The sequence below is a fragment of the Tardiphaga sp. 841_E9_N1_2 genome, assembly GCF_051811065.1.
GTDB lineage: Bacteria > Pseudomonadota > Alphaproteobacteria > Rhizobiales > Xanthobacteraceae > Tardiphaga > Tardiphaga robiniae.
Window position 1 is genome coordinate 4,347,309 of record NZ_JBPWQC010000001.1, and the last position, 21,764, is coordinate 4,369,072.

At 62.8% G+C, this 21,764-nt stretch carries 22 protein-coding genes and 1 tRNA gene; 10 read left to right on the forward strand and 13 right to left on the reverse strand.

From position 1 onward, the window contains the following. Nucleotides 1-91: 91 nt before the first annotated feature. From AB8A50_RS20875 to AB8A50_RS20910, 8 genes are all read right to left on the reverse strand, one after another. Complete coding sequence (locus AB8A50_RS20875) at nt 92-1,297, reverse strand: divergent polysaccharide deacetylase family protein (RefSeq protein ID WP_439078784.1); 1,206 nt, start codon at nt 1,295-1,297, stop codon at nt 92-94. A 146-nt stretch (nt 1,298-1,443) separates the two neighbouring features. Continuing rightward, entirely contained in the window at nt 1,444-2,820 is a 1,377-nt protein-coding gene (locus AB8A50_RS20880) for a S41 family peptidase (protein ID WP_120287632.1), read from the reverse strand. Further along, on the reverse strand, nt 2,817-4,121 hold the full coding sequence (locus AB8A50_RS20885; RefSeq protein ID WP_439078785.1) for a murein hydrolase activator EnvC family protein: 1,305 nt from the start codon (nt 4,119-4,121) through the stop codon (nt 2,817-2,819). Before AB8A50_RS20885 ends, AB8A50_RS20880 begins: the two co-directional genes overlap by 4 nt. A 126-nt stretch (nt 4,122-4,247) precedes the next feature. Next, nucleotides 4,248-4,730: a 23S rRNA (pseudouridine(1915)-N(3))-methyltransferase RlmH gene (rlmH, locus tag AB8A50_RS20890; RefSeq protein WP_089263230.1), complete on the reverse strand. Its 483-nt coding sequence runs from the start codon at nt 4,728-4,730 to the stop codon at nt 4,248-4,250. A 46-nt stretch (nt 4,731-4,776) separates the two neighbouring features. Beyond that, complete coding sequence (gene rsfS, locus AB8A50_RS20895; protein ID WP_420882365.1) at nt 4,777-5,178, reverse strand: ribosome silencing factor; 402 nt, start codon at nt 5,176-5,178, stop codon at nt 4,777-4,779. Between the two features lie 324 nt (nt 5,179-5,502). Further along, complete coding sequence (locus tag AB8A50_RS20900; RefSeq protein WP_439078786.1) at nt 5,503-6,132, reverse strand: nicotinate-nucleotide adenylyltransferase; 630 nt, start codon at nt 6,130-6,132, stop codon at nt 5,503-5,505. A 30-nt stretch (nt 6,133-6,162) separates the two neighbouring features. Beyond that, nucleotides 6,163-7,455 (reverse strand): glutamate-5-semialdehyde dehydrogenase, encoded by a 1,293-nt coding sequence (locus tag AB8A50_RS20905; protein ID WP_439078787.1) that lies wholly within the window; start codon nt 7,453-7,455, stop codon nt 6,163-6,165. 76 nt (nt 7,456-7,531) lie between these two features. Further along, nucleotides 7,532-8,446, reverse strand: a complete 915-nt coding sequence (locus AB8A50_RS20910; RefSeq protein ID WP_439078788.1) for a LysR family transcriptional regulator — start codon at nt 8,444-8,446, stop codon at nt 7,532-7,534. 142 nt (nt 8,447-8,588) lie between these two features. Here AB8A50_RS20910 and AB8A50_RS20915 point away from each other — a divergent pair, with 142 nt between their 5' ends. The 6 genes from AB8A50_RS20915 to AB8A50_RS20940 are packed head-to-tail and all read left to right on the forward strand — an operon-like array spanning nt 8,589 to nt 13,161. Beyond that, nucleotides 8,589-9,602, forward strand: a complete 1,014-nt coding sequence (locus tag AB8A50_RS20915; RefSeq protein WP_439078789.1) for an ABC transporter substrate-binding protein — start codon at nt 8,589-8,591, stop codon at nt 9,600-9,602. Next, complete coding sequence (gene rutB, locus AB8A50_RS20920; RefSeq protein WP_089263220.1) at nt 9,602-10,330, forward strand: pyrimidine utilization protein B; 729 nt, start codon at nt 9,602-9,604, stop codon at nt 10,328-10,330. Before AB8A50_RS20915 ends, rutB begins: the two co-directional genes overlap by 1 nt. A 7-nt stretch (nt 10,331-10,337) precedes the next feature. Next, entirely contained in the window at nt 10,338-10,724 is a 387-nt protein-coding gene (rutC, locus tag AB8A50_RS20925; RefSeq protein WP_093757765.1) for a pyrimidine utilization protein C, read from the forward strand. A gap of 1 nt (nt 10,725) precedes the next feature. Then, the gene (locus AB8A50_RS20930; RefSeq protein ID WP_089263216.1) at nt 10,726-11,517 is read left to right on the forward strand and encodes an ABC transporter permease; all 792 of its coding nucleotides are present in this window, start codon (nt 10,726-10,728) and stop codon (nt 11,515-11,517) included. Nucleotides 11,518-11,548: 31 nt separating this feature from the next. Next, a complete protein-coding gene (rutD, locus tag AB8A50_RS20935) occupies nt 11,549-12,349 on the forward strand; it encodes a pyrimidine utilization protein D (RefSeq protein WP_439078790.1) in 801 nt (266 codons plus the stop codon). Further along, nucleotides 12,346-13,161: an ABC transporter ATP-binding protein gene (locus AB8A50_RS20940; RefSeq protein ID WP_439078791.1), complete on the forward strand. Its 816-nt coding sequence runs from the start codon at nt 12,346-12,348 to the stop codon at nt 13,159-13,161. Before rutD ends, AB8A50_RS20940 begins: the two co-directional genes overlap by 4 nt. 56 nt (nt 13,162-13,217) lie before the next feature. Here the strand turns inward: AB8A50_RS20940 and AB8A50_RS20945 are convergent. The 4 genes from AB8A50_RS20945 to AB8A50_RS20960 all read right to left on the reverse strand — a co-directional run bounded on the left by AB8A50_RS20945 (nt 13,218) and on the right by AB8A50_RS20960 (nt 17,134). Further along, nucleotides 13,218-13,293, reverse strand: a tRNA-Thr gene (locus AB8A50_RS20945). 154 nt (nt 13,294-13,447) lie between these two features. Continuing rightward, complete coding sequence (locus AB8A50_RS20950) at nt 13,448-15,160, reverse strand: heme biosynthesis protein HemY (protein WP_439078792.1); 1,713 nt, start codon at nt 15,158-15,160, stop codon at nt 13,448-13,450. A gap of 7 nt (nt 15,161-15,167) precedes the next feature. Next, nucleotides 15,168-16,331: a COG4223 family protein gene (locus AB8A50_RS20955; protein WP_439078793.1), complete on the reverse strand. Its 1,164-nt coding sequence runs from the start codon at nt 16,329-16,331 to the stop codon at nt 15,168-15,170. Between the two features lie 56 nt (nt 16,332-16,387). Then, nucleotides 16,388-17,134, reverse strand: coding sequence for a uroporphyrinogen-III synthase (locus tag AB8A50_RS20960; protein WP_309941658.1), 747 nt, complete (start codon nt 17,132-17,134; stop codon nt 16,388-16,390). 145 nt (nt 17,135-17,279) lie between these two features. Here AB8A50_RS20960 and tsaD point away from each other — a divergent pair, with 145 nt between their 5' ends. From tsaD to AB8A50_RS20980, 4 genes are read left to right on the forward strand one after another with little or no spacing between them, the layout of a single operon-like run. After that, on the forward strand, nt 17,280-18,353 hold the full coding sequence (tsaD, locus tag AB8A50_RS20965; RefSeq protein ID WP_439080012.1) for a tRNA (adenosine(37)-N6)-threonylcarbamoyltransferase complex transferase subunit TsaD: 1,074 nt from the start codon (nt 17,280-17,282) through the stop codon (nt 18,351-18,353). Nucleotides 18,354-18,363: 10 nt separating this feature from the next. Next, on the forward strand, nt 18,364-19,344 hold the full coding sequence (locus AB8A50_RS20970) for an NAD(P)H-dependent glycerol-3-phosphate dehydrogenase (protein WP_439078794.1): 981 nt from the start codon (nt 18,364-18,366) through the stop codon (nt 19,342-19,344). Between the two features lie 7 nt (nt 19,345-19,351). Beyond that, nucleotides 19,352-19,765, forward strand: a complete 414-nt coding sequence (locus AB8A50_RS20975; RefSeq protein ID WP_068730189.1) for an EVE domain-containing protein — start codon at nt 19,352-19,354, stop codon at nt 19,763-19,765. Beyond that, nucleotides 19,762-20,439, forward strand: coding sequence for a class I SAM-dependent methyltransferase (locus AB8A50_RS20980; protein WP_439078795.1), 678 nt, complete (start codon nt 19,762-19,764; stop codon nt 20,437-20,439). Before AB8A50_RS20975 ends, AB8A50_RS20980 begins: the two co-directional genes overlap by 4 nt. Here AB8A50_RS20980 and AB8A50_RS20985 read toward each other — a convergent pair whose 3' ends face one another. After that, nucleotides 20,440-21,546 (reverse strand): DNA topoisomerase IB, encoded by a 1,107-nt coding sequence (locus AB8A50_RS20985; RefSeq protein WP_089263196.1) that lies wholly within the window; start codon nt 21,544-21,546, stop codon nt 20,440-20,442. Nucleotides 21,547-21,764 lie beyond the last annotated feature (218 nt).

The window sequence follows — 21,764 nt, forward strand, 5'->3', positions numbered from 1 at the left end:
TCGCGTCCGTTCGAGCACTCTTTACGCAGCGATTCGACCTTGCTGAATCGCAGCGATTCGGCCGTGCCGAATTCACCCTAGCCCAAAGACGCTAGCTTGATTTTGATTTCAGCATCGCGGTTGTCAATGGCACCAGCATGACCCCGCGGCTTTCAAGGGTTTTTGCCCAGGCGCTGATACGTTCGATCGAGATCGGCAGCGCCGAAGCGACGCCGACAGCCACACCCCGCTCCTTGGCCAGCCCCTCGAGCCGCGCCAGCGCCTTGTCGATGTCTGCGGAGGTCGGGACCGCGTCGATGGCGACATCGGAGCGTGCGAAGGGCATGCCCTGCCCTTCGGCGGCTGCGGCGGCAACGCTGCGCGGCGTCGAGCCATCGTCGAACAATGCAAGCCCGCGCTTGCTGGCCTCGCGTGCAATCGGCTGCATGGCCGTATCCGTGGCGATGAAGCGCGCGCCCATGAAATTGGCCACGCCGACATAGCCCTGGAAGCGGCTCATATGCCACATCATGCGATCGAGGTTCTGCTCGGCCGTAGCCGAGGACAACAGCGTCTGCGGGCCGGGATCGTTGTCAGGATAGTCGAACGGCTCCATCGGCAGCTGCAGCAGCACCTCGTGGCGCTGCGCACGGGCGCGCTCGACCAGTTTGCCGGGATCCGAGCCATAGGGCGTGAAGCCCAGCGTCACGGCCGGCGGCAGCTTCATGATGGCATCGGTGGTCTTGGCTGCACCAACGCCGAGGCCCCCAATGACGATGGAAATGCTCGGCATCTTCATCGCCCTGGCGCGCTCGGCCTCGGAACCGGCGGCATAGGCCGTCACCGGCTTCAGCGCGCCGATGGCGATCGGCACCATGCCGTGGCGGGATTTCTCCAATAGTTTCTGATCAATACCCGTCATAACCGGCGGCGGTGCATCGACCGCAGCGCTGTCCGAGCCCTCGCTGGACACCACGACGTCCTTACGAGCGCCGCTGGAGCCATCAATGATGGTGATGGTCTTCTGGCCGGGAGCCTCAGGCGCCTTGGCCGTCTCGGGCGTACCGTGCTTGACCTCGACCGGAGGCTTCGCAGCAGCCTTGTCCTCGGTCGCGGCGGGCGCCTTGATCGCGACACGCGCAACCGGCTCGCCGCCCATCGGGTTATTGTTGAGGATGGCAACGCCGCCAAAACCGAGCAGCAGCAGGGCAAGGATCGTGGCAAGCGCCTGTGTTCCGGAAAAAGGCAGCCGGAACCGCCGCTTACGCGTCGATTTTTGTCCAAGCGGGGCGCTTAGATCGTCCGCCGACACTGCCATGGATCTCCCGAATCAGCCGACCGGACAATAACACGCCCGGTCGTGGCCACGGCAGCCGGAAGGACATCGGATACCTTTGGGAGGATACCAACAAAAAGGGCGCCCCGAAGGCCGCCCTTTCCGCAGAATTGATGCGTATTCGCCGATCAGTTCGGCTTGGCGGCCGCCTTATCGTCTGCTGGCTTGTCCGCAGCAGCAGCGGCTCCCGGCGGCGGCGTGATGATTGCGTTCGACGTCACCTTGATGCCATGGAGCAAATCGGCAGCGGCCTTCAGCGCCTTGTCATTCTTGGCATCCGGCGGCACATAGGACTGCGAACCGGTCTTCTCGTCGCCATCGTTCTTCAGATGGCCACGGAGCGAAGCCTCGCCCTTGATGTCGCGGGACTTCAGCTCATCCGGCACATCCTGTACGATCTCGATGTCCGGGACGATACCCTTGGCCTGGATCGACTTACCCGACGGCGTGAAGTAACGCGCCGTGGTCAGACGCAGCGCACCGTTGCCGGAGCCCAGCGGGATGATGGTCTGCACCGAGCCCTTACCAAACGAGCGCGTACCGATCGTGGTCGCACGCTTGTGATCCTGCAGCGCGCCAGCGACGATTTCCGATGCCGAAGCCGAACCGCCATTGATCAGCACGACCACCGGCTTGCCCTTGGTCAGATCGCCAGCATGCGCCGTGCGGCGCTGGGTTTCTTCAGCGTTACGACCGCGGGTCGAGACGATCTCGCCACGCTCGAGGAACGCGTCGGAAACGGTGACGGCTTCTTCAAGCAGACCGCCGGGATTGTTGCGGAGGTCGATGATGTAACCCTTGACCTTGTCAGCACCGATCGCCGCGGTCTGGGCCGCGATCTCGCGCTTCAGGCCTTCGGTGGTCTGCTCGTTGAAGGTCGTGATGCGGATGTAAGCGATATCGTCGCTTTCAACGCGAGCACGCACCGAGCGAACACGGATGTTGTCGCGCACGAGGGTGACGTCGAGCGGATTGTCCTGACCCTTGCGGATGATCTTCAGCTTGATCTTGGTGTTGACCGGGCCACGCATCTTCTCGACGGCCTGGTTCAGGGTGAGACCCTGCACGGCTTCCTCGTCGAGGCTGGTGATGATGTCGTTGGCCATGATACCGGCCTTCGATGCCGGGGTATCGTCGATCGGTGACACCACCTTGATCAAGCCGTCTTCCATGGTGACTTCGATGCCGAGACCGCCGAACTCACCGCGGGTCTGCACCTGCATGTCGCGGAAGCTCTTGGCGTCCATGTAGCTGGAATGCGGATCGAGGCCGGTGAGCATGCCGGAGATCGCCGACTCGACCAGCTTGCTGTCGTCGGGCTTCTCGACATAGTCGCTGCGGACGCGCTCAAACACGTCGCCGAACAGGTTGAGCTGGCGGTAGGTATCCGAGGTCGCTGCGCGGGCACTGGTGCCCATGAACACGGCGCGTGGCTGGGTCACGAAGAGCGTCAAGGCGGCGCCAGTGGCAGCACTCAGCAGAATTATGGAAGTCTTGCGCATCATCCGCGAACCTTTTCGCCTTCGTTAGCGGCCCACCATGGGCCTGGATCAATGGGAGTCCCGTCTTTCCGGAACTCGATATAAAGCACAGGCTGGCTGGCATTGGCCGCAAGGACGGATGCTACCCGGGATGTTGATCCCATGACAGCGATCGGTTCCCCGGTAAGGACGAACTGACCAATGTTCACCGAAATACGCTCCATCCCGGCGATCAAGACATGATACCCGCCCCCGGCATTGAGGATCAAGAGTTGTCCATAGCTACGGAACGGACCGGAATAAACAACCCAGCCGTCACACGGTGTTGTGACCTGCGCACCCGCCCGTGCGGCCAGTGACATGCCCTTTTCGGCGCCACCGACACCGTCGGAACTGCCGAAATTGCGAATTTTAACCCCGTTGACCGGAAGTGCGAGCATGCCCTTTGCCGACGCAAAGGCGATCGCCGGACTGAGCCGGCCGGGATCCTTGAAGGCGCCGATATTCGGCTTGCCGTTACTGAGCGCCGCCGGCGTGCCCTGCAGACTGGCTGTGGCTGCTGCCTTCGCCGCCGCCTTGGAGTCCTGCTCCATCTTCGCGATCAGGCCCTGCAGACTGTCAACCTGACGGGACAACGTCAGCGCACGCGCGGCTTCCGCTTCCATGTCCTTTTCCGCAGCCGACTGCTGCTTCTGGCGCTCCTCGGTAAAGGATGCGAGGCGTGTCTGTTCTTCCTTCAGCTTGTCGCGATCGCCGGCAAGCTGATCGCGCTCCGTCGAGATCGCCTTGCGCAAATTCACGAGTTCGCTGAGGTCAGCCACCAGTTGCTCGGCGCGCGCGCGCATCTCGGGCACAACGGAGCCGAGCAGCATCGCGGTGCGCAGCGACTTCAGCGCGTCTTCGGGACGCACCAGCAAAGCCGGCGGCGCACGGCGGCCGGCGCGCTGCAAGGCGGACAACACTTCGACGATTTCGCCGCGGCGCGATTCCAGCGTACCGCGGATCTTCTGCTCGCGCGCATCCAGCGGCCGCAATCGTACTTCGGCATCGTCGATCCGGGTTTCGACGCTGCGGACGCGGGCGGCAATATCGATGAGCTGCTGACTGAGCTTGCCGCGATCCTGTCCGATCGCCGCGATATCGGCTTTCAATTTCGCCTGCAGCTCCGCAGCGCTCTTCTGCTGCGCGCGGACCGCTTCAAGCTCCTGCTCGCGTTGACGAATGATATCGGGTGACGGCGCATTCGCTTGCTGGATCGGCGCAGCGGTTTGCGCACGGACTGACGTCGTCATCAAACCTGCAAGAGTCGCTGATACCAGCATCATGGATAACGACGATGCGTTCGACATCCCGCGGCGAACGGCGTCGTGTTCAGATGGAATGGACCGCGGTGACAGCATCGTGGTTTCGACAGCGCCTTCTTTCAAACGCGATACGCTCAATATAGCGAGCTAAACGCGGTGATACGGGTGGCCAGCTAAAATTGTAGCGGCCCGGTAAATCTGTTCCAGAAGCATGACGCGAACCATTTGATGCGGCCAGGTCGCCGAGCCGAATGCAATGCTCAGTTTGGCTTTGCGCCGCAATTCGGGCGAAAGTCCGTCCGCCCCGCCGATGACAAAAACATTATGTGGCACCGATTCGTCCCGCCACTTCCCGATATGGCGAGCGAAACTGGCGCTGTCGACGCTGCTGCCACGCTCGTCGAGCGCTACTAATACAGCCTTTTCCGGAATCAGCGCCGAAATCGCCGCTGCTTCCTCATTGATCCGGGTCGCCGCATCGCGCGCGCGGCTTTCCGAAATTTCATGAATCGCAAGGCCCCGAAAGCCGAGCTTGCGGCCGATATCGTCGAAGCGATCACGGTACCGTTCCGCGAGCTCGCGTTCCGGACCCTGCTTGAGCTTGCCGATGGAGATCACAAGAAGATGCATCAGCACAGACTAGCACGCGTCGCGCCGTTGCCGAATGCCCGCTGGCTCAAACAGCCTTCAGGTCGATCCGCGGTTCATCCGACGGACTCTGCGTCCACAGACGTTCCAGATTGTAGAATTCGCGAACTTCAGGCCGGAAGACATGCAGGATGACTTCGCCGGTATCGATCAGCACCCAATCGCAATTGGACAGGCCTTCGACATGCAGCTTCTTCTGACCGGCTTCCTTGAGACCTTTGGCAACATTTTCGGCCACCGCGCCGACATGGCGGTTCGACCGGCCGGTGGTCACGACCATGTAATCGGAGAAAGCCGACTTGCCACGCAGGTCAATGGTCACCGTTTCCTCGGCCTTCATGTCGTCAAGGCGGGCGAGAACGAGATTGAGCGTTTCGGTCGCGCTATCGCGCACCGCCGCAGCTGATTTCTTCGCCTTGGGCGAAGCAATCTTCTTCGGAATGATAGCCTTCGGTGCAGCTTTTGCAGCAGCGGGTGTCTTGGCTGCAGCCTTCGGCTTTGCGGTTTTGGTTGCGGCAGCCTTTTTAGGCGCGGCAGCCTTCTTTACCGAAGCGGACTTCTTGGGTGGGACAACCTTGGACGAGGCTTTCTTGGCACCCGTCTTGGACAATACAGAAGTGGCCAGAGGACCATTCCTTTCACTGTATTGGGACGCCGAATCCGACGCCCGGTGAGATCAAGTATGCATGTGGGAATGCCGGATTCAATATTCCAGCGCCCGCCCTATAGCACTTATCGGGCGAGTGTTGTGGAATTACGTCTTCCAGCTGCCATCCGGGTTCCGCAGCCGGGTGGAGGACAGATTCAGCTTCAAACCGGTCAAAAATACCCATGCGGGGGGCTTCAGGTCGGCCAATGACCCAGCGGCCTGCTCCGGTATCCGGTAACGGCCGAGGGCCTGGGCAGCGGTCGACGCCAGTCCCTGGAAGCTCTGCGGGGGCCGGTCGATGACCGCAAAGGGAACCTCTCCGGCAATCACCTGCCAGCTCTCCCAGCGATGAAACTGGGCGAGATTGTCGGCACCCATGATCCAGACAAATCGTGCTTGCGAACATCGACGTCGGAGGTAGCTGATGGTGTCGACGGTATAGCGCGTACCGATGACACTCTCGAGACAGGTGATATCGATGCGCGGGTGATCGGCCATCGCCTTCGCAGCCGCCGCGCGCTCGGCGAGATCGTGCAGATTGCGTTGATCCTTCAGCGGATTGCCCGGCGACACCAGCCACCAGACGCGATCTAGCTGCAGCCGTTTCATCGCGAACAGGCTGATAGCCCGATGCGCGGCATGCGGCGGATTGAACGATCCGCCAAGCAGACCGATACGCATGCCGGGACTATGTGGCGGTATACCCTGCGCCGGCGGGACTGAATGCAAATCCAATTCAGTCTCCACGCGCCGAGACGCACATCATCACGGCCTGGTCTGTCCGGTGCCGTGAATGCGATATTTGAAACTGGTGAGTTGCTCGGCACCGACCGGGCCGCGCGCATGGAATTTGCCGGTGGCGATTCCGATTTCTGCACCGAAGCCGAATTCACCGCCGTCGGCAAACTGCGTCGAGGCGTTATGCAGCACGATCGCGGAATCCACTTCGTTGAGAAACTTCGTGGCCACCGCGACGTCCTCGGTGACGATCGCATCGGTGTGATGCGAGCCGTGATCGCGAATATGCGCGAGCGCATCATCGACACCATCGACGACCCTGGCCGAGATGATCGCATCTTCGTATTCGGTGTCCCAGTCCTCGTCCGTTGCAGGCTTGACGCGCACATCGGCCTGCTGCACGGCGGCGTCACCGCGCACCTCGCAGCCGGCATCAATCAGCATTTCCACCAGCGGCTTGAGATGCGTACCTGCCACCGCGCGGTCGATCAGCAGCGTTTCCGTCGCGCCGCAGACACCGGGACGGCGCATCTTCGCATTCAGCACGATCGATTTCGCCATATCGAGCTTGGCGGTACGATCGACATAGGTGTGATTGACGCCTTCGAGATGTGCGAATACCGGGACCCGCGCTTCGGCCTCCACACGCGCGACCAAGCTCTTGCCGCCGCGCGGCACGATCACATCGACGCCGCCATTGAGGCCGGTGAGCAGCAAGCCAACCGCCGCACGATCGCGCGTCGGCACGAGCGTAATCGCGGCTTCCGGCAGACCGGCTTCACGCAGGCCCTGCACCAGACATTCATGAATTGCACGGCAGGAGCGGAAACTGTCCGAGCCGCCGCGCAAGATCACGGCATTGCCGGACTTCAGGCACAGCACGCCGGCATCCGCCGCAACATTCGGACGGCTCTCGAAAATCACCGCAACGACGCCGAGCGGTACGCGCACGCGCTCGATGGTCATGCCATTCGGCCGCTGCCAGCTCTCGGTGACGGCGCCGACGGGATCAGCGATGTCATGAATCACACGAATGCCATCGGCCATCGCATGCACGCGGGCTTCGGTCAGGGTCAGTCGGTCAATAAAGGCCGATGTGGCGCCATTGGCGCGCACCTCGGCGACATCCTCGGCATTGGCCGCCAGGATCGCCGGCGCACCGGCGCGTATCGCGCGCTCCATGGCCGCAAGCGCCCGGTTCTTTTGCTCCGTTGGAGCCACCGCCAACGCACGCGCAGCCGCACGGGCGCTCCGGGCGAGGTCGTTCATCAGGACAGGCAAATCTGCCGATCCGTCGATGGCTTTCAGCGAGGCGGTCATAAGGGGCTCAAATTAGCGGAATAGAACTGTTCATCCCAAAATAGGGACTCATGAGAGCAAGGTCAAAGCGTGTTCGCTACCACCCGGCGGCGGTGCGCTCGCGGATCGATTGCGCCACGAGCTGGATGCCGCGGTAAAGCGCGCGACCGGCCGGCGACAGGTCACGCCCGACGCGACGGATCAGATACAGGTCGCGCTCGATGACCGGATCAAGCAGCCTGCGGAAGGTCAGTACCGGATGGTCGGTCGCGGGCAACGCCAAACCGGGCAACGGCGCCACGCCGACGCCGGCCTCGACCATGGCGAGCAGGGTCGCCGGGTGTTCGGCCTCATGCAGCGGGCTGCTACGCCCCAGTTCCTGCAGACCGCGTTCCATTTCCAACCGGATCCCGGTGCCGGTCGCCATTGCGATCATGCCTGCAGCGACGCCGTCCATCCAGTTCACGGTGCTTTGTGACGCCAGCTGATGATCCCGCCGCATCACCAGCGCAAAACGATCCGTCAGCAGCTTCGTCGCGTCAAGATCCGCATCCTCACCCGGCACATTGGCGATGCCGAGCTCGGCGTCGCCGCTGCGCAGCCCGGCAATGATCTGATGCCGTGACACTTCCTTGAGCGTCACGCTCACCATGGGATATTCGCGCTGGAAGTTCGCCAACACCACCGGCATCAGACGCAACGCCACCGACGGCACGCAGGCCACCGTAACATGGCCGCGGCGATGCTCGCGCAGATCGCGTAAATCCTGAATTTGGTGATCGAGATCCGCCAGCAGGCGTTGGATCCCCGGCAGGAATTCGGCACCGACCTTGCTGAGTTGAACGCTGCGCGTCGTCCGGTCCAACAGCCGGACCTGCAGCTCGTCCTCGAGCTGGCGAACGGCCTGGCTGAGGGCGGACTGGGAAACGCCAAGTTTCCGCGCAGCCCGGCTGAAGCTCCCAGCCTGAACCACCTCGGCGAAGGCACGGAGTTGCCGGAGGTCAATATTCATAAGCATTACAGATAAATATATCTGTTTTTCCCGACTTGTTAATGAAATTAACGGGTGCAAGAATTTTATGCGAAAACGCGCTGCGGCTAAAAACTATGCAGCGCACCATCTGACATCGGCAATGGCGGCGAGGGACAGAGGCATGATCGACAGGCGCAACCTACTCAAATATTCGCTCATCGGCGCCGCAACGGCACCGTTCGCAGGCCTGGGAGGCCCGGCCTTTGCCGCCGGCCGCAAGGTTCTCGTGTCCGAGGCCATCCGGCTCGGCATGTATGCCTCGCTCTATGTCGCCGCCGATAAGGGCCTGTTCGCCAAACATGGCCTCGACACCGACCTGTCGACCGCGGGCGGCATCGCCCTGCCGGTGCCGATCCTGCTGTCCGGCCGCGGCCAGATCGGCGTCACCAGCCCTGGCATGTCGGTCAACGCCACGCGTGAAGGCGGCAAGCTCAAGAATATCGCCAAGATCGTCGGCGGCGTATCGATGTGGGGAATGACCCGCCCGGACACCAAGATCACCACCATCGATGATCTCCGCGGCAAGACCATCGCGACGCTGAAATTTCCGTCCTCGACGATCCAGGTCCCGACTTACGCGATGAAGACGGTCGGCAAGTTCGACCCCAAGGAAGCGGGCGTCACCTTCTTGGAATTGCCACCGGGCGCCCAGGCCGCAGCCGTCAAGGATGGCCGTGCCGACATCGCCACCGCATTCGAATGGGATATCAGCATCGGCGCCGAACAGTTTGGCCTCGTACCGTCGCTATCATTCGCCGATCTGCTTGGTCCGCTGTGTTTCACGACGGCCATGGCCACCGAAGACGTGATCGCCTCCAACCCGGAGGCGGTGCAAGGCTTCTGTAACGCCATCGCCGAGGCGCAGAAGATGATGCACGAGAACAATGCTGTCTTCACCGAGGTCGCAGAGAAGTACTTTCCGAAAGTCTCGCCGTCGGTGGTCGGAAAGGCGACGAAGAACTTCTTTGGCAGCAAGACGGCTATCCCGAAAAACCCCACCATCTCCGCCGAGGAATGGGATCGCGCGATGTTGCTGGAACAAGGCGGCGGCGCAGTCTCAACGACGCTTCCCTATGCACAAATGGTCGACAATCGCTTCGCCGAGAAAGCGACCAAAGAATTCGGATTGGCGTGATGTCGGTCTCAACCAGCTTTCCGCCTGAACGGCGCTACGTCACCTTGCCCGCACGCCCCGAGCCGTTGCGGCTCGCGGTCGAGGAGACCGCAGTCATCGTGGTCGACATGCAGAACGCCTACGCGTCGCCGAACGGCTATCTGGATCTCGCGGGCTTCGACGTGACCGGCGCCAAGGCAGCGATCGTGGCCGTCAAGGAGACGCTGGAGGTCGCGCGCGAGGCCGGCGTCACTGTGATCTATTTCCAGAACGGCTGGGACGCCGACTATGTCGAGGCCGGCGGTCCGGGATCCCCGAACTGGCACAAATCGAACGCACTCAAGACCATGCGCGCGCGCCCGGAATTGCAAGGCAGCTTGCTCGCCAAGGGTGGCTGGGACTATGCGCTCGTCGATGAACTCCAGCCGCAGCCCGGCGACATCGTGGTACCGAAGCCGCGCTACAGCGGCTTCTTCAACAGCCAGTTCGACAGCATCCTGCGCGCGCGCGGCATCCGCAATCTCGTCTTCTGCGGAGTTGCCACCAATGTTTGCGTGGAATCGACTCTGCGCGACGGCTTCCATCTCGAATATTTCGGCGTGATGCTCGAAGACGCGACGCATCAGGCCGGCCCCGACTACGTCCAGAAGGCGGCCGTCTTCAACATCGAAACCTTCTTCGGCTGGGTTTCCAGCACGGCCGATTTCCGCCGCGCATTCGCGCAGACTGAAACCTCCACGAAAGCCTGAGGATCCCATGACAGATCGCGCGATTATTCCGCCCGGCACTCATCCGCCGCTCGCACCTTACTCGCCCGGCATGATGGCCGACGGCGTGATCTATGTGTCCGGCACGCTGGCCTTTGACAAGAACAACGACGTCGTTCACGTCGGCGATGCGGCGGCGCAGACCCGGCATATCCTGGAGACCATCAAGAGCGTGCTGACTGCCGCCGGCGCCACGATGGCCGATGTCACCTTCAACTCCATCTTTGTGACCGACTGGGCCAATTACGGCGCCGTCAATAAGGTCTATGCCGAATACTTCCCCGGCGAGAAGCCGGCTCGCTACTGCATCCAGTGTGGACTGGTGAAACCGGATTGCCTCGTCGAGATCGCGTCGATCGCACACAAGCGAGCTTGATGTGACGACCATCGAAGCCACCCAAGCCAATGTCGCGCGGCGGCTGATGCCGCCGGTCCTGCGGATCGCGCTGCTGCAAGTGGCACTGCTAGCTCTGTTACTTGCTGCCTGGGAAATTGCGATCAGCTTCAAATGGATCGCGGTCTATCTCTACGGACGGCCAAGCGGCATCTTCGCCAAGGCCTCTATTCTGATCGCCAACGGAGAACTCCTGCGCGATGCTGCGCTGACTGCCTGGGAAGCCATCGCCGGATTCCTGATCGGCACTATTGCCGGCAGCGCCGTCGGGCTGCTGCTCTGGCTGTTTCCCACCAGCGCGGCGGTGCTGCGCCCCTATCTCATCGCGCTCAACGGCTTGCCGAAGATCGCACTCGCACCCTTGATTATCGTGTGGTTCGGAATCGGCATCTCGTCGAAGATCGCCATCGCCGCCATCATCACCTTCATCGTCGCGGTGATCACCGCGCAACAGGGCGCCAAGGAAGTCGATAGCGACCTGATCAAGTTGATGCGCTCGCTCGGTGCCAGCCGATGGAAGACCTGGCGTACTGTCGTCATTCCGGGCGCCATGCCGTGGATCGTGTCCGCCTTCCGTCTCAATGTCGGCTTCGCGCTGATCGGCGCAGTCGTCGGCGAATACATCGCCTCGAAAGAGGGCCTCGGCTACATGATCTATTATGCCGGCGTGCTCTACGATTTGAACGCCGTCTGGGTCGGCATCGCCGCGCTCATGGCCGTGGCGCTACTGATGTACGGCGCGATCGACATTCTCGAACGCCGCCTGCGCTTCTGACTTTCCATCGCTCGAACCCGCAAGACCAGCCATGCCCTATGCAAGCGGCGGTGACGCCGACATCTATTACGAAACTCATGGACACGGAACGGCGATCCTCATGTCGGCCGGCATGGGCGGCAGCGGATCGTTCTGGGCGCCGCAGGTCGCAGCACTCGCGCAGCGCCACCAGGTCATCCTCTACGACCACGTTGGCACCGGCCGCAGCGCTGATAACACCGCGCCGCCACGATCAATCTCGGGCATGGCCGACGACATCGCGCATGTGCTCGACCATGCCGGTGTCAGCAATGCACATGTGGTGGGCCATGCCATCGGCGGCATCGTCGGAATTGAACTTGCCCTGCGTCATCCCGCACGCTTGCGCAGTCTGGTGGTGGTGAATGGCTGGGGTCGCGCCGATCCGTTCCTGCGGCGTTGCTTTGAAGTTCGTAAGCAGATCCTGAATCAATCGGGGCCGAAAGCCTATGTGCGGGCGCAGCCGCTGTTTCTCTATCCACCACGATGGATTTCCGACAATGCCGCGCAGCTTGACGCGGAAGAAGAGCGCATCCTCGCACACTTCCCGACAGCGGCGACGATGAACGCACGGATCGACATGTTTCTCGCCTTCGACCCCGGCGACGCTCTCGCGACCATTGCAACGCCGACACTGCTGGCCTCATCGCGGGACGACAGCCTGGTGCCGGCCTATCTCTCGCAACAACTGGCTGCCGCCATTCCCGGCGCGCGCGTTCACGAAGTGGAATGGGGCGCCCATGCCTTCACCGCCGTGATACCCGATGTTTTCAATAACATGCTGCTCGGCTTCTGCAGCGAGGTGGACGCATGAACGCCATGACACCAATCGCCTCGTCGTCGTCAACTATATCTACGGTGCTCAGGGCGGAACAGGTCGGCGCATCGTTTGGAAGCGGCAAGCAATATGTCGAAGCCATCCGCGACGTCAGCTTTGAACTGCGACAAGGCGAAACCCTGGCCATCGTCGGCCCGTCCGGCTGTGGCAAGTCCACATTGTTCAATGTCATCGCCGGTTTGCTGAAACCGACGCGCGGCCATGTCGAGGTCGCAGGCATCCGCGTCGATGACGCCGCAGGGCACGTCGGCTACATGCTTCAGAAGGATCTGCTCCTGCCGTGGCGTTCCGTCATCGACAATGTGATGCTCGGTTTGGAAGTGCGCGGCGCGCCGCGACAGACCTCGCGCGACATCGCCATGAAATTGATCCGTGCCTACGGCCTGGCCGGTTTCGAGAACGCCAAGCCCGCAACCTTGTCAGGCGGCATGCGCCAGCGCGTAGCCATCATGCGCACGCTGGCATTCGATCCGCAGGTGATCCTGCTGGATGAGCCGTTCTCGGCGCTGGATTTCCAGACCCGGCTGCTGCTACAGGCCGACGTGTCACGCATCATCGCCGAAAACGGCAAGAGTGCCATTCTGGTCACCCATGACATCGGCGAAGCCATCGCCATGGCCGACCGCGTTCTGGTACTCAGCGCACGTCCGGCGACCGTGCGGGCGCTTCATGTCATCGATTTGCCCAAGGCAGGCCGCGATCCCGTGGCGCTGCGCACCGATGCTGCCTTCCAGGCCTATTTCGCCAAGATCTGGGCCGACCTGGAAATGCCGGCCACGGCCGCCTGACGCGCCAAGGCTGCGACTGACTGTTGCGACAGAAACGGATAGCGCCGGAGCGCAAATGGTGCCGCAAACAGGACTCGAACCTGTGACCCCGTCATTACGAATGACGTGCTCTACCAACTGAGCTATTGCGGCGAACCAAGCGGCGATTCGGCTTTACGGCCGAAAACGCTGGGGCATCTGATATCGCCCGGGGCGTTGCTTTGCAAGAAGCGGCGGCGAATCTCGCGACCGAAAAGCGCAACGAACCACCCACTGAAACCGGCTATTTGGGCCTGAATCGGGGCTGTTATCCGCCCCAGCGCCGTAGAAACCCGCGCCAACCGCCCTGTTGCTGGCCAGCATTCAGTTCAGCGAATTCATCGCGATAATCGTCCGCCTCGTCCACGCCGGGATCGTCCGGGGGCCTGACGATAGGAATGACGGCCGGAATGGCCACCGCGGGCTTCACGGCGCTGGCGATATCGCTGCGGTCGCGGAACAGCGGTGGCGGCGCGGGGGCCGGTTTCGGGAGCGGCGGCGCCTCGGCGGGCTCGGGCGCGGCATCGGCCACCGGTTCGGGCTGTGCTGATACTTCAGGTTCCGCCGCCAGATCCTGAGCCGGCGCGGAGGGTGTGACCTCGGTCGGTACGGGCACCACGGGTTTGGGCACCGCCGGCGGCGGGGCCAGGACGGTCTCGCGCAAAATCTCGGTCTCAATCGTAGAGGCCCTGTCCGACGGCAGCGCGGCCAACGGCGTCTGCCACTGGAACGCATCAATTCGGCCGGTGACCGGCGATACCGGCCGCCAGCGATCGGACACATAGCCGTCCGCCGTCCAGACTGGATCATGCAACGCGCGCACGGCACGCAATGTCCAGGCGCGGGCGCGGCCGCTGTCGCCATGTTCGGTACGTTCGATTTCCGCCATCAGCATCGCAACGCGCTGGGTGGAGTCGGTCGTGAACGGCGCCAGTGTTTCGCGGGCGCGCGTGAATTCGGCGGCATCGATGGCCGCACGGGCGATCGCCAGCGCGCCTTCGATATGGCCTGGCGCTTTGGACGCCAGCGTCTCGACACGCACCAGCCGCTGCCGCGCGGAATCGCCGAGCTTCACATGGGCATAGGCGTCGGCGAGATCCGGATGCGGCTGCGCCAGCCACGCCGTCTCGATGATCTTCATCGCCCGACGAGTCTGATGCGCCTCGCTCTGGAATCGGCTGGCGAGAACGGCGGCTGGCACCAAAGTTGGCGCAAGCTTGATCGCCTCGGTCACGCTGTCGTGGGACAGATCGCGATCTTGTGTCTCAAGCTCCAGCGCACGCGCGGTGAGCAGCACGCCGCGCTGCCGACGAAACGCCGCGCGATCGATCAGACCAGAGGCAAAATTGTTATCGAGGATTTTCAGCGCGCCGGTCCAATCGCTCTGCGCGCAGCGGAAGCCAAGAACGGCTTGCGACGCCCATGTCGATGCCGGCGATAATTTCAGCGCTTCTTCGGCAATCGTCACGGCGGCAACGGGATCGTCGCTGCGCTGCGCCTCGATGAACAGACCGCGCAGACCCAGCAGCCGCGTATCGCTACGCTCAGCCATCGCCTGAAACGCACGATGCGCACCGGCACGATCGCCATCGAGCTGGGCGGACTGGGCATGCAGCAACAGAGCGAGCGGATCGTCAGTCGTCAAACGTTTGGCGATATCGGCATGACGCCGCGCGGCGTGGCCATCGCCCTGCCCGATCGCCAGCAGACCATGGGTGATGGCCTGACGCCCGCGCGCCTGACGCTTTTCATGTCGGCGACGGCGCATTCGCTTCGGCGCGCCCCACAAACCACGCAGGAGCGACCAGGCGAACACCACTGCGACGATTGTCAGGCCGAGCACCAGCACAAACACCGGCACCGAAGGCGAAGCGCGCCAGACGCCCCAGGATATCACGACATCGCCGGGCTGATCGGCGACCCAGGCGGCGCCAGCGGCCGCAAGTGCTATCAACACAAGAAACAGAATAATGCGAAACATCGGATTCCTATGGCGCCGGTTTGGAAAGCGCCGCCATCGCGTCGGCTGCGAATTGACGTGAAGCCGCCAGCGCTGCATCGCGCATATCGACTCTATCGAGCCAGGGCTGAACCACGGCACGATCCGCTGGCGACAGCGTCAGCAACTCACGCCTGGCCGTGGCGATATCGTTGCTGCGCGCAGCCGCAGACGCGCGTGACACAGCGCCGCTGTTGCTACCTGCGCCGACAGCATCGGTGCGCTCGATGCGCACCAGCTTGGCCGCGCCGGCCTGCAGACGATCCATGAAACCTGCGCCTACCGCAGGCGTGTCCGCCGGAGCGGGTGTGAGCTTCGGTAACACTGCAAGCAGTTCACGGCTGAGCGCGACTGTGTTTGGTACGCCCGTCGTTGCAAACGCATCGAGCGGCTTCAGCTGATTGGCATTGCCGGCAAGCGGTTTGACCGCCGCAAGCGCCGTCGCAAAGGGCTCACCTTGACGCACCGACGTATCGAGCAACGACGCCGCAACGACACGGCGCAAGGCGACATCATCGACGGGCTTGGCATTCTGTTGCGCGGCCGAAGACTTCAGCTCGCTGGCGGCACGTTCGATCTGCCCAAGCCGCTCGTTGATCGGCCCGAGATCGACCACGCCAGTCGCGGTGCGCGGCGCGGATTTGAGTTGATTGATGTCGGCGACGACACGATCCGATTGCGTCTTCGCGGCAGTGAGATCGCCGCGCAATCCCGCGATGGATTTCTCGAGCGTATCGATCCGCGTTGCCAGCCCCGTATCCGGCGCAGCGACCGGGCGCGCTTCGATCTGCGCAATGCGAGAGGTCAGCGCATCGACATCTGCCTTATCGCTCGATGCAATGCCGCTCAGGCCGAACCATGCAATTCCGGCGACAAGCGCACCGGCAACCGCGCCAACGGCGGCGGGAACCAGGACAGGTGCACGCGCAGGCGAGACGGGCGCCTGCTTTTCAACCGCAGCCTCCGCGGCGGGCTCGGACGGCGGCATGTCCGACGGTGCGGTATCGACGGACTCCGATGCTGTTTCCGGTACTACAGGCTCCGCTGCAGCCGGACGCTCGGTGACCTCGGCGGCCGTCAATTCGATGGTTGGCGGCGGCCGCTTGGGCCGGCCGGCATCCGGAGACGATCCCGTCTCATTATCGTCGGCCATGGCGTCGGTTCCCTCGTGACATGCCCGATCCCTACCGGGATTTGGTCACAGCAGTCTTAACGCGATAATGGCGCGATGGCACGGTCCAGTGCCGCGAACAGGGCATTTTCGTCCGGGGTCTGCGCCACCACGACCTGGCTGGCTCCGGCATCATGCGCAATCGTACCGACCGCAGCTGAAAGGCAATAGTGTGGAACTGCGAGGGCAGCGATCTCGACGCCCGATAAGCCCACCGCCTGGAAGAATGCCCGCGCGCTCCGCCGCGAATAATGCAGCACAGCCTCGATTCTGCCGGCCACGAAGGCCGCAGCAACATCATCCGGCAGATCGGCCACCGGCATCATCCGGTAGGTGGTTTGTGTCACCACCGTGAAACCACGCGCACCGAGTTCGCCAGCGAGATCCCGCGCAAGATCAGCGCCGGCCAGATAAAGGAGCGGGCGGGTTTTGTTCAGCAGCTTGCTCTTGCTGCTCTCCGTCAATAGGTCCCGCAGCGCCGCAGCATCACCTTCGGCGGACACGACCTTGGCAAAGCCGAGATCGCGCGCGGCCTCTGCGGTCCGGTCACCGACCGCGAACAGCGGCAGGTGAAGCAGGGTTGCTTGCACCGGCTGATCGGCGAGTGCGCGCAGCGCATTGGACGACGTCACAATCACCGCGCCGAAATCCGCATCCGAATCGATGGACAGCATCACCTTTTCGAAGCGCAGCATCGGCGCCGCCAGCACCTCGAAGCCCCGCGCGCGCAAGGCGGCGGCGGTGCTGGTAGTGTCCGGCTGCGGGCGAGTGACGAGAATAGCCATATCTGAGGTCCGGTTTCGGGGGTCTCGCATGCCACGCAGGGCATCGAGTGATTGCACCTTGCAACCCCGCAATGCTACGCCGGGGACAGGAAAAGCCCGGATTTGGCTGATTTAGCAAGGACCGATAGTGACCACCGACCAACCGATGCTGGTGCTGGGAATCGAGACGACCTGCGATGAGACCGCGGCCGCCGTTATCGAACGCCAGCCCGACGGCAGCGGCAAGATCCTGTCCAATATCGTCCATTCGCAGATCGGCGACCACGCGCCCTATGGCGGCGTGGTGCCCGAGATCGCCGCGCGCGCCCATATCGACCTGCTCGACGGCATCGTCGGCCGCGCCATGAAGGACGCCGACGTCAATTTTGCGCAGCTAAGCGGCGTGGCCGCAGCCGCCGGACCCGGCCTGATTGGCGGCGTCATTGTTGGTCTCACCACCGCAAAAGCCATAGCCATGGTGCATGACACCCCGCTGGTGGCCGTGAACCATCTCGAAGCCCATGCGCTGACGCCGCGGCTGACCACTTCCTTGGCGTTTCCGTATTGCCTGTTTCTCGTGTCCGGCGGTCATACCCAGATCGTCGCAGTGCTTGGCGTCGGCCACTATGTCCGGCTTGGCACCACCGTCGATGACGCCATGGGCGAAGCCTTCGACAAGGTCGCCAAGATGCTCGGCCTGCCTTATCCCGGCGGTCCGCAAGTGGAGCGGGCCGCTGCCGGTGGCGATCCCAAGCGCTTTGCCTTTCCGCGGCCGATGCTTGGCCGGCCCGATGCGAATTTTTCGCTGTCAGGTCTCAAGACCGCCGTGCGCAACGAGGCCAGTCGGCTGATCCCGCTGGAAGAGCAGGACATCGCGGATCTCTGCGCCAGCTTCCAGGCGGCGGCGCTGGAATCGACGGCGGATCGGTTGAGCGTCGGCCTCAAACTGTTCGAAGACCAATTCGGCCCGCCGCATGCGCTGGTCGCAGCCGGCGGTGTCGCCTCCAACCAGGCGATCCGCGGTGCGCTGCAGGCCGTCGCCGCAAAAGCGCAGACCACGCTGATCATCCCGCCGCCGGCACTATGCACCGACAACGGCGCGATGATCGCCTGGGCCGGCGCAGAGCGCCTTGCGCTGGGACTCACCGACACGATGGAAGCGCCGCCCCGCGCGCGCTGGCTGCTCGATGCTGACGCCAAGGCGCCGGCGGGCCATTCCAAATCCCGCGCGGCTTACTGAAGAGATCACTATGGCCGACTTCAATTCAGTGGCGGTGATTGGCGCTGGTGCTTACGGCACGGCGCTGGCCGATGTCGCGGCGCGCGCCGGCCGCGAAACCGTGCTTTATGCACGCTCGACTGCAGCCGCCGAACTGATGCAGTCGTCGCGCGCCAATCCGCGACTGCCCGGCGCTGCCATCGATGACTCTGTCTTCGTCACCGCCGATCTTTCGCTGGCAGCGCGCGCCGATATCATTCTGCTCGCCGTCCCGTCGCAACAGTTGCGCGAGGCATTGACGGCGTTCGCGCCGCTATTGCCGGCAGGCGTTCCGGTGGTCGCCTGCGCGAAGGGCATCGAGCGCGGCAGCCACAAATTCATGACGGAAGTCATCGCCGACGTCGCACCGCAGGCGATCCCTGCCATTCTGTCGGGACCGAATTTCGCTGACGATGTCGCGGCTGGCTTGCCCACGGCCGTGACGCTCGCTTGCGCCGACGAGGATGTCGCTGTCGCACTCGTGCAGGCCTTGGGTTCGGCGACGTTCCGTCCCTATCACTCCACCGATGTGCGCGGCGTCGAGATCGGCGGCGCGGCGAAGAACGTATTGGCTATTGCTGCCGGCATTGTCGCGGGCAAACAGCTCGGCGCCTCCGCGCTTGCGGCGCTGACAACACGGGGCTTCAGTGAACTGCTGCGGCTTGGTCTCGCTTGCGGCGCACGAGCCGAGACGCTATCGGGATTATCAGGTCTTGGCGATCTGATCCTGAGTTGTTCGAGCGCGCAGTCGCGCAATTTTTCGCTCGGCGTTGCATTGGGCCGCGGCGAACAGCCTGCGCGCGACAAACTTGCCGAAGGCGAATTCACCGCACCTGTGCTGATCGAGCTTGCCGCATCGAAGGGCGTCGACATGCCGGTCGCAAATGCGGTCGCGGCAATTCTGGCCGGACAGGCAACCATCGATCAGGCAATCGATGGCCTGCTGACGCGGCCGTTCAAGGCAGAAGGTTAGAGACGTGATGAAATACTGGCTGGTGAAATCGGAGCCTTCGGTGTGGTCGTGGGACCAGCAGGTCGCGAAGGGCAAAAAGGGCGAAGCCTGGACCGGCGTGCGCAACCATAGCGCCAAGCTCAACATGATGGCCATGAAGAAAGGCGACCGCGCCTTCTTCTACCATTCCAACGAAGGCAAGGAAGTCGTTGGAATCGTCGAGATCGTGAAAGAGCACTATCCCGATCCGACCGATGAATCCGGCAAGTTCGTCTGCGTCGATATCGCCGCCGACAAGCCTTTGAAGACACCGGTGACGCTCGTTGCCGTGAAGGCCGAGAAGAAACTCGCCGAGATGGCGCTGCTGAAACTGTCGCGGCTCTCGGTGCAGCCGGTGACCGCGGAGGAGTGGAAGCTCGTCTGCAAAATGGGCGGATTGTGAGCGCCGACGGCGCGGCTAATCTTGCAATCACTGATCCCGTAGCTTTCATCCGCGCCAATACGCGCCTGCGACCGGTGCCACTGGTGCCGAACATTGTGCTGCACACAGCCGACGAGGCCGTACCGCTGTGGAGCAAGACTGAGGAAGAACTCGGCGAAGCCGGACTGCCGCCACCGTTCTGGGCCTTCGCCTGGGCCGGCGGACAGGCACTGGCGCGCTTTGTTATCGATCATCCCGGGCATGTTGCTGAAAAGACCATCATCGATTTCGCAACAGGATCGGGGCTGGTGGCTATCGCCGCGATGAAAGCCGGGGCAAGCAGCGTCTTCGCCTATGACATCGACGCCTTTGCACGCACGGCCATCGCACTGAACGCGGCTGAAAATGGCGTTACGATCAATGCTCGCGGTGACGATCTGCTCGGCGGCTCATCTGTCCCGACCGCACAAACGATTCTGGCAGGCGATATTTTCTATGAACGCGACACCGCAGAGCGCGCCTTTGCATTTCTTTCAGAGCAAGCGGCGTGCGGTGCAACGGTCCTGATCGGCGACCCCGGCCGCAGCTATCTGCCGAAAGACAAGTTGCGCAAGCTCGCGGAATACAGAGTGCCCGTGACGCGCGATCTTGAAGATGCAGAGATCAAGAACACGGCGGTGTGGACGCTGGCCTAACTACCCCGCCTCAGCCACCACCTGCGCCAGAAGCTGCTCGCGCTTCGATTGCGAGCGATAGCCCGTTTGCGTCGCGGCGATGCGCGCGAGGACGCCGTCCTCGAAGGCGGTGACGATGGTGTCGTGCACATAGCTCTTGCGGCAGATCGCCGCCGTGTTCTGCAATTCGTCCGCCGCCGACCGCACGGCTTCGAGCACCTGCTTCCTGCGCCCGCGCTCACTGGCTGCCGGCTCTATCCGTGACAGGGTTTCAGCCACCGTCGCCGACGCCATCAACGTGCGGAAATCCTTCAGTGAAATCTTGATACCGGCGATATCGCGCAGGAAGGCGTTCACTGCTGCCGTGTTGACCTTGTGAATGCGGCCAGCATTGTCGCGATACTGGAACAGGCGTTTGCCCGGCACGTCGTGCAGGATACCAATCGCGCGGACGAGCTTCGACGCATTGGACTCCTTGCGCACTGCCTTGCCGCCCTTGGCCTTGAAGGTGAGCACGATGCAATCGTCTTCGAGCTGCACGTTCGACTTCATCAGCGTAGTAGCGCCGCGGGTGCCCGACAGCTTCATGTAGCTCTCATTGCCGGCACGGATCGCGGTCCGCGTGACCAGTTCGATGACAGCGGCGAGCGCGAACTCACGCGTCGGCTCGTCGCCAGCCAGAAGCGCCGAGACGTTGCGGCGGATCTTCGGCAGTGCCGCCACCAGCTTCGCCAGCCGATGCGCCTTGCGCTGCTCGCGGACCTTCTCCCAATCCGAGTGATAGCGGTATTGCAGGCGGCCGGCTGCGTCGCGGCCTACGGCCTGCAAATGTGACGTAGGATCAGCGGCATAGCGGACCTCGGCATAGGCCGGGGGCACCGCCATGGAGTTCAGCCGCTTGATCGTGCCGATATGCTTGATCGGGGTGCCGTTGGCCCTGACGAAGGAATAGGATTTTCCGCGCTTGAGCCGGCGGATCGTCAGCTCAGACTGATCTCCAAGCTTCAGACCCATTTCACGGGCCAAAACCTCCACGCTCGCGGGGCTTGGCTTGGCCATACGGGCTGGCCGCGCGACGGAACGGGCGGAAACGGCCCGGGAAGGCGCGAAATTCTGCTGTTCCATCATAGTGTTATCTGCCTCGTCGGCCCTGTGTCTCTGCTAATGCCGTTTATTGATTTTTGGTTCCGGGCCTCTTGGCCGTCCCTGCGAGGGCGATTTAGGGGCTTCCCGCAACTATTGCGAGTCCACAGGTACGCAATTTCGGTTACTGGTTACCGTTTAGCGCCCGAATTGGCTTTATGATGAAGTTTCCGAGCCGTCAAAACGCGAACGTGATCGGGGCT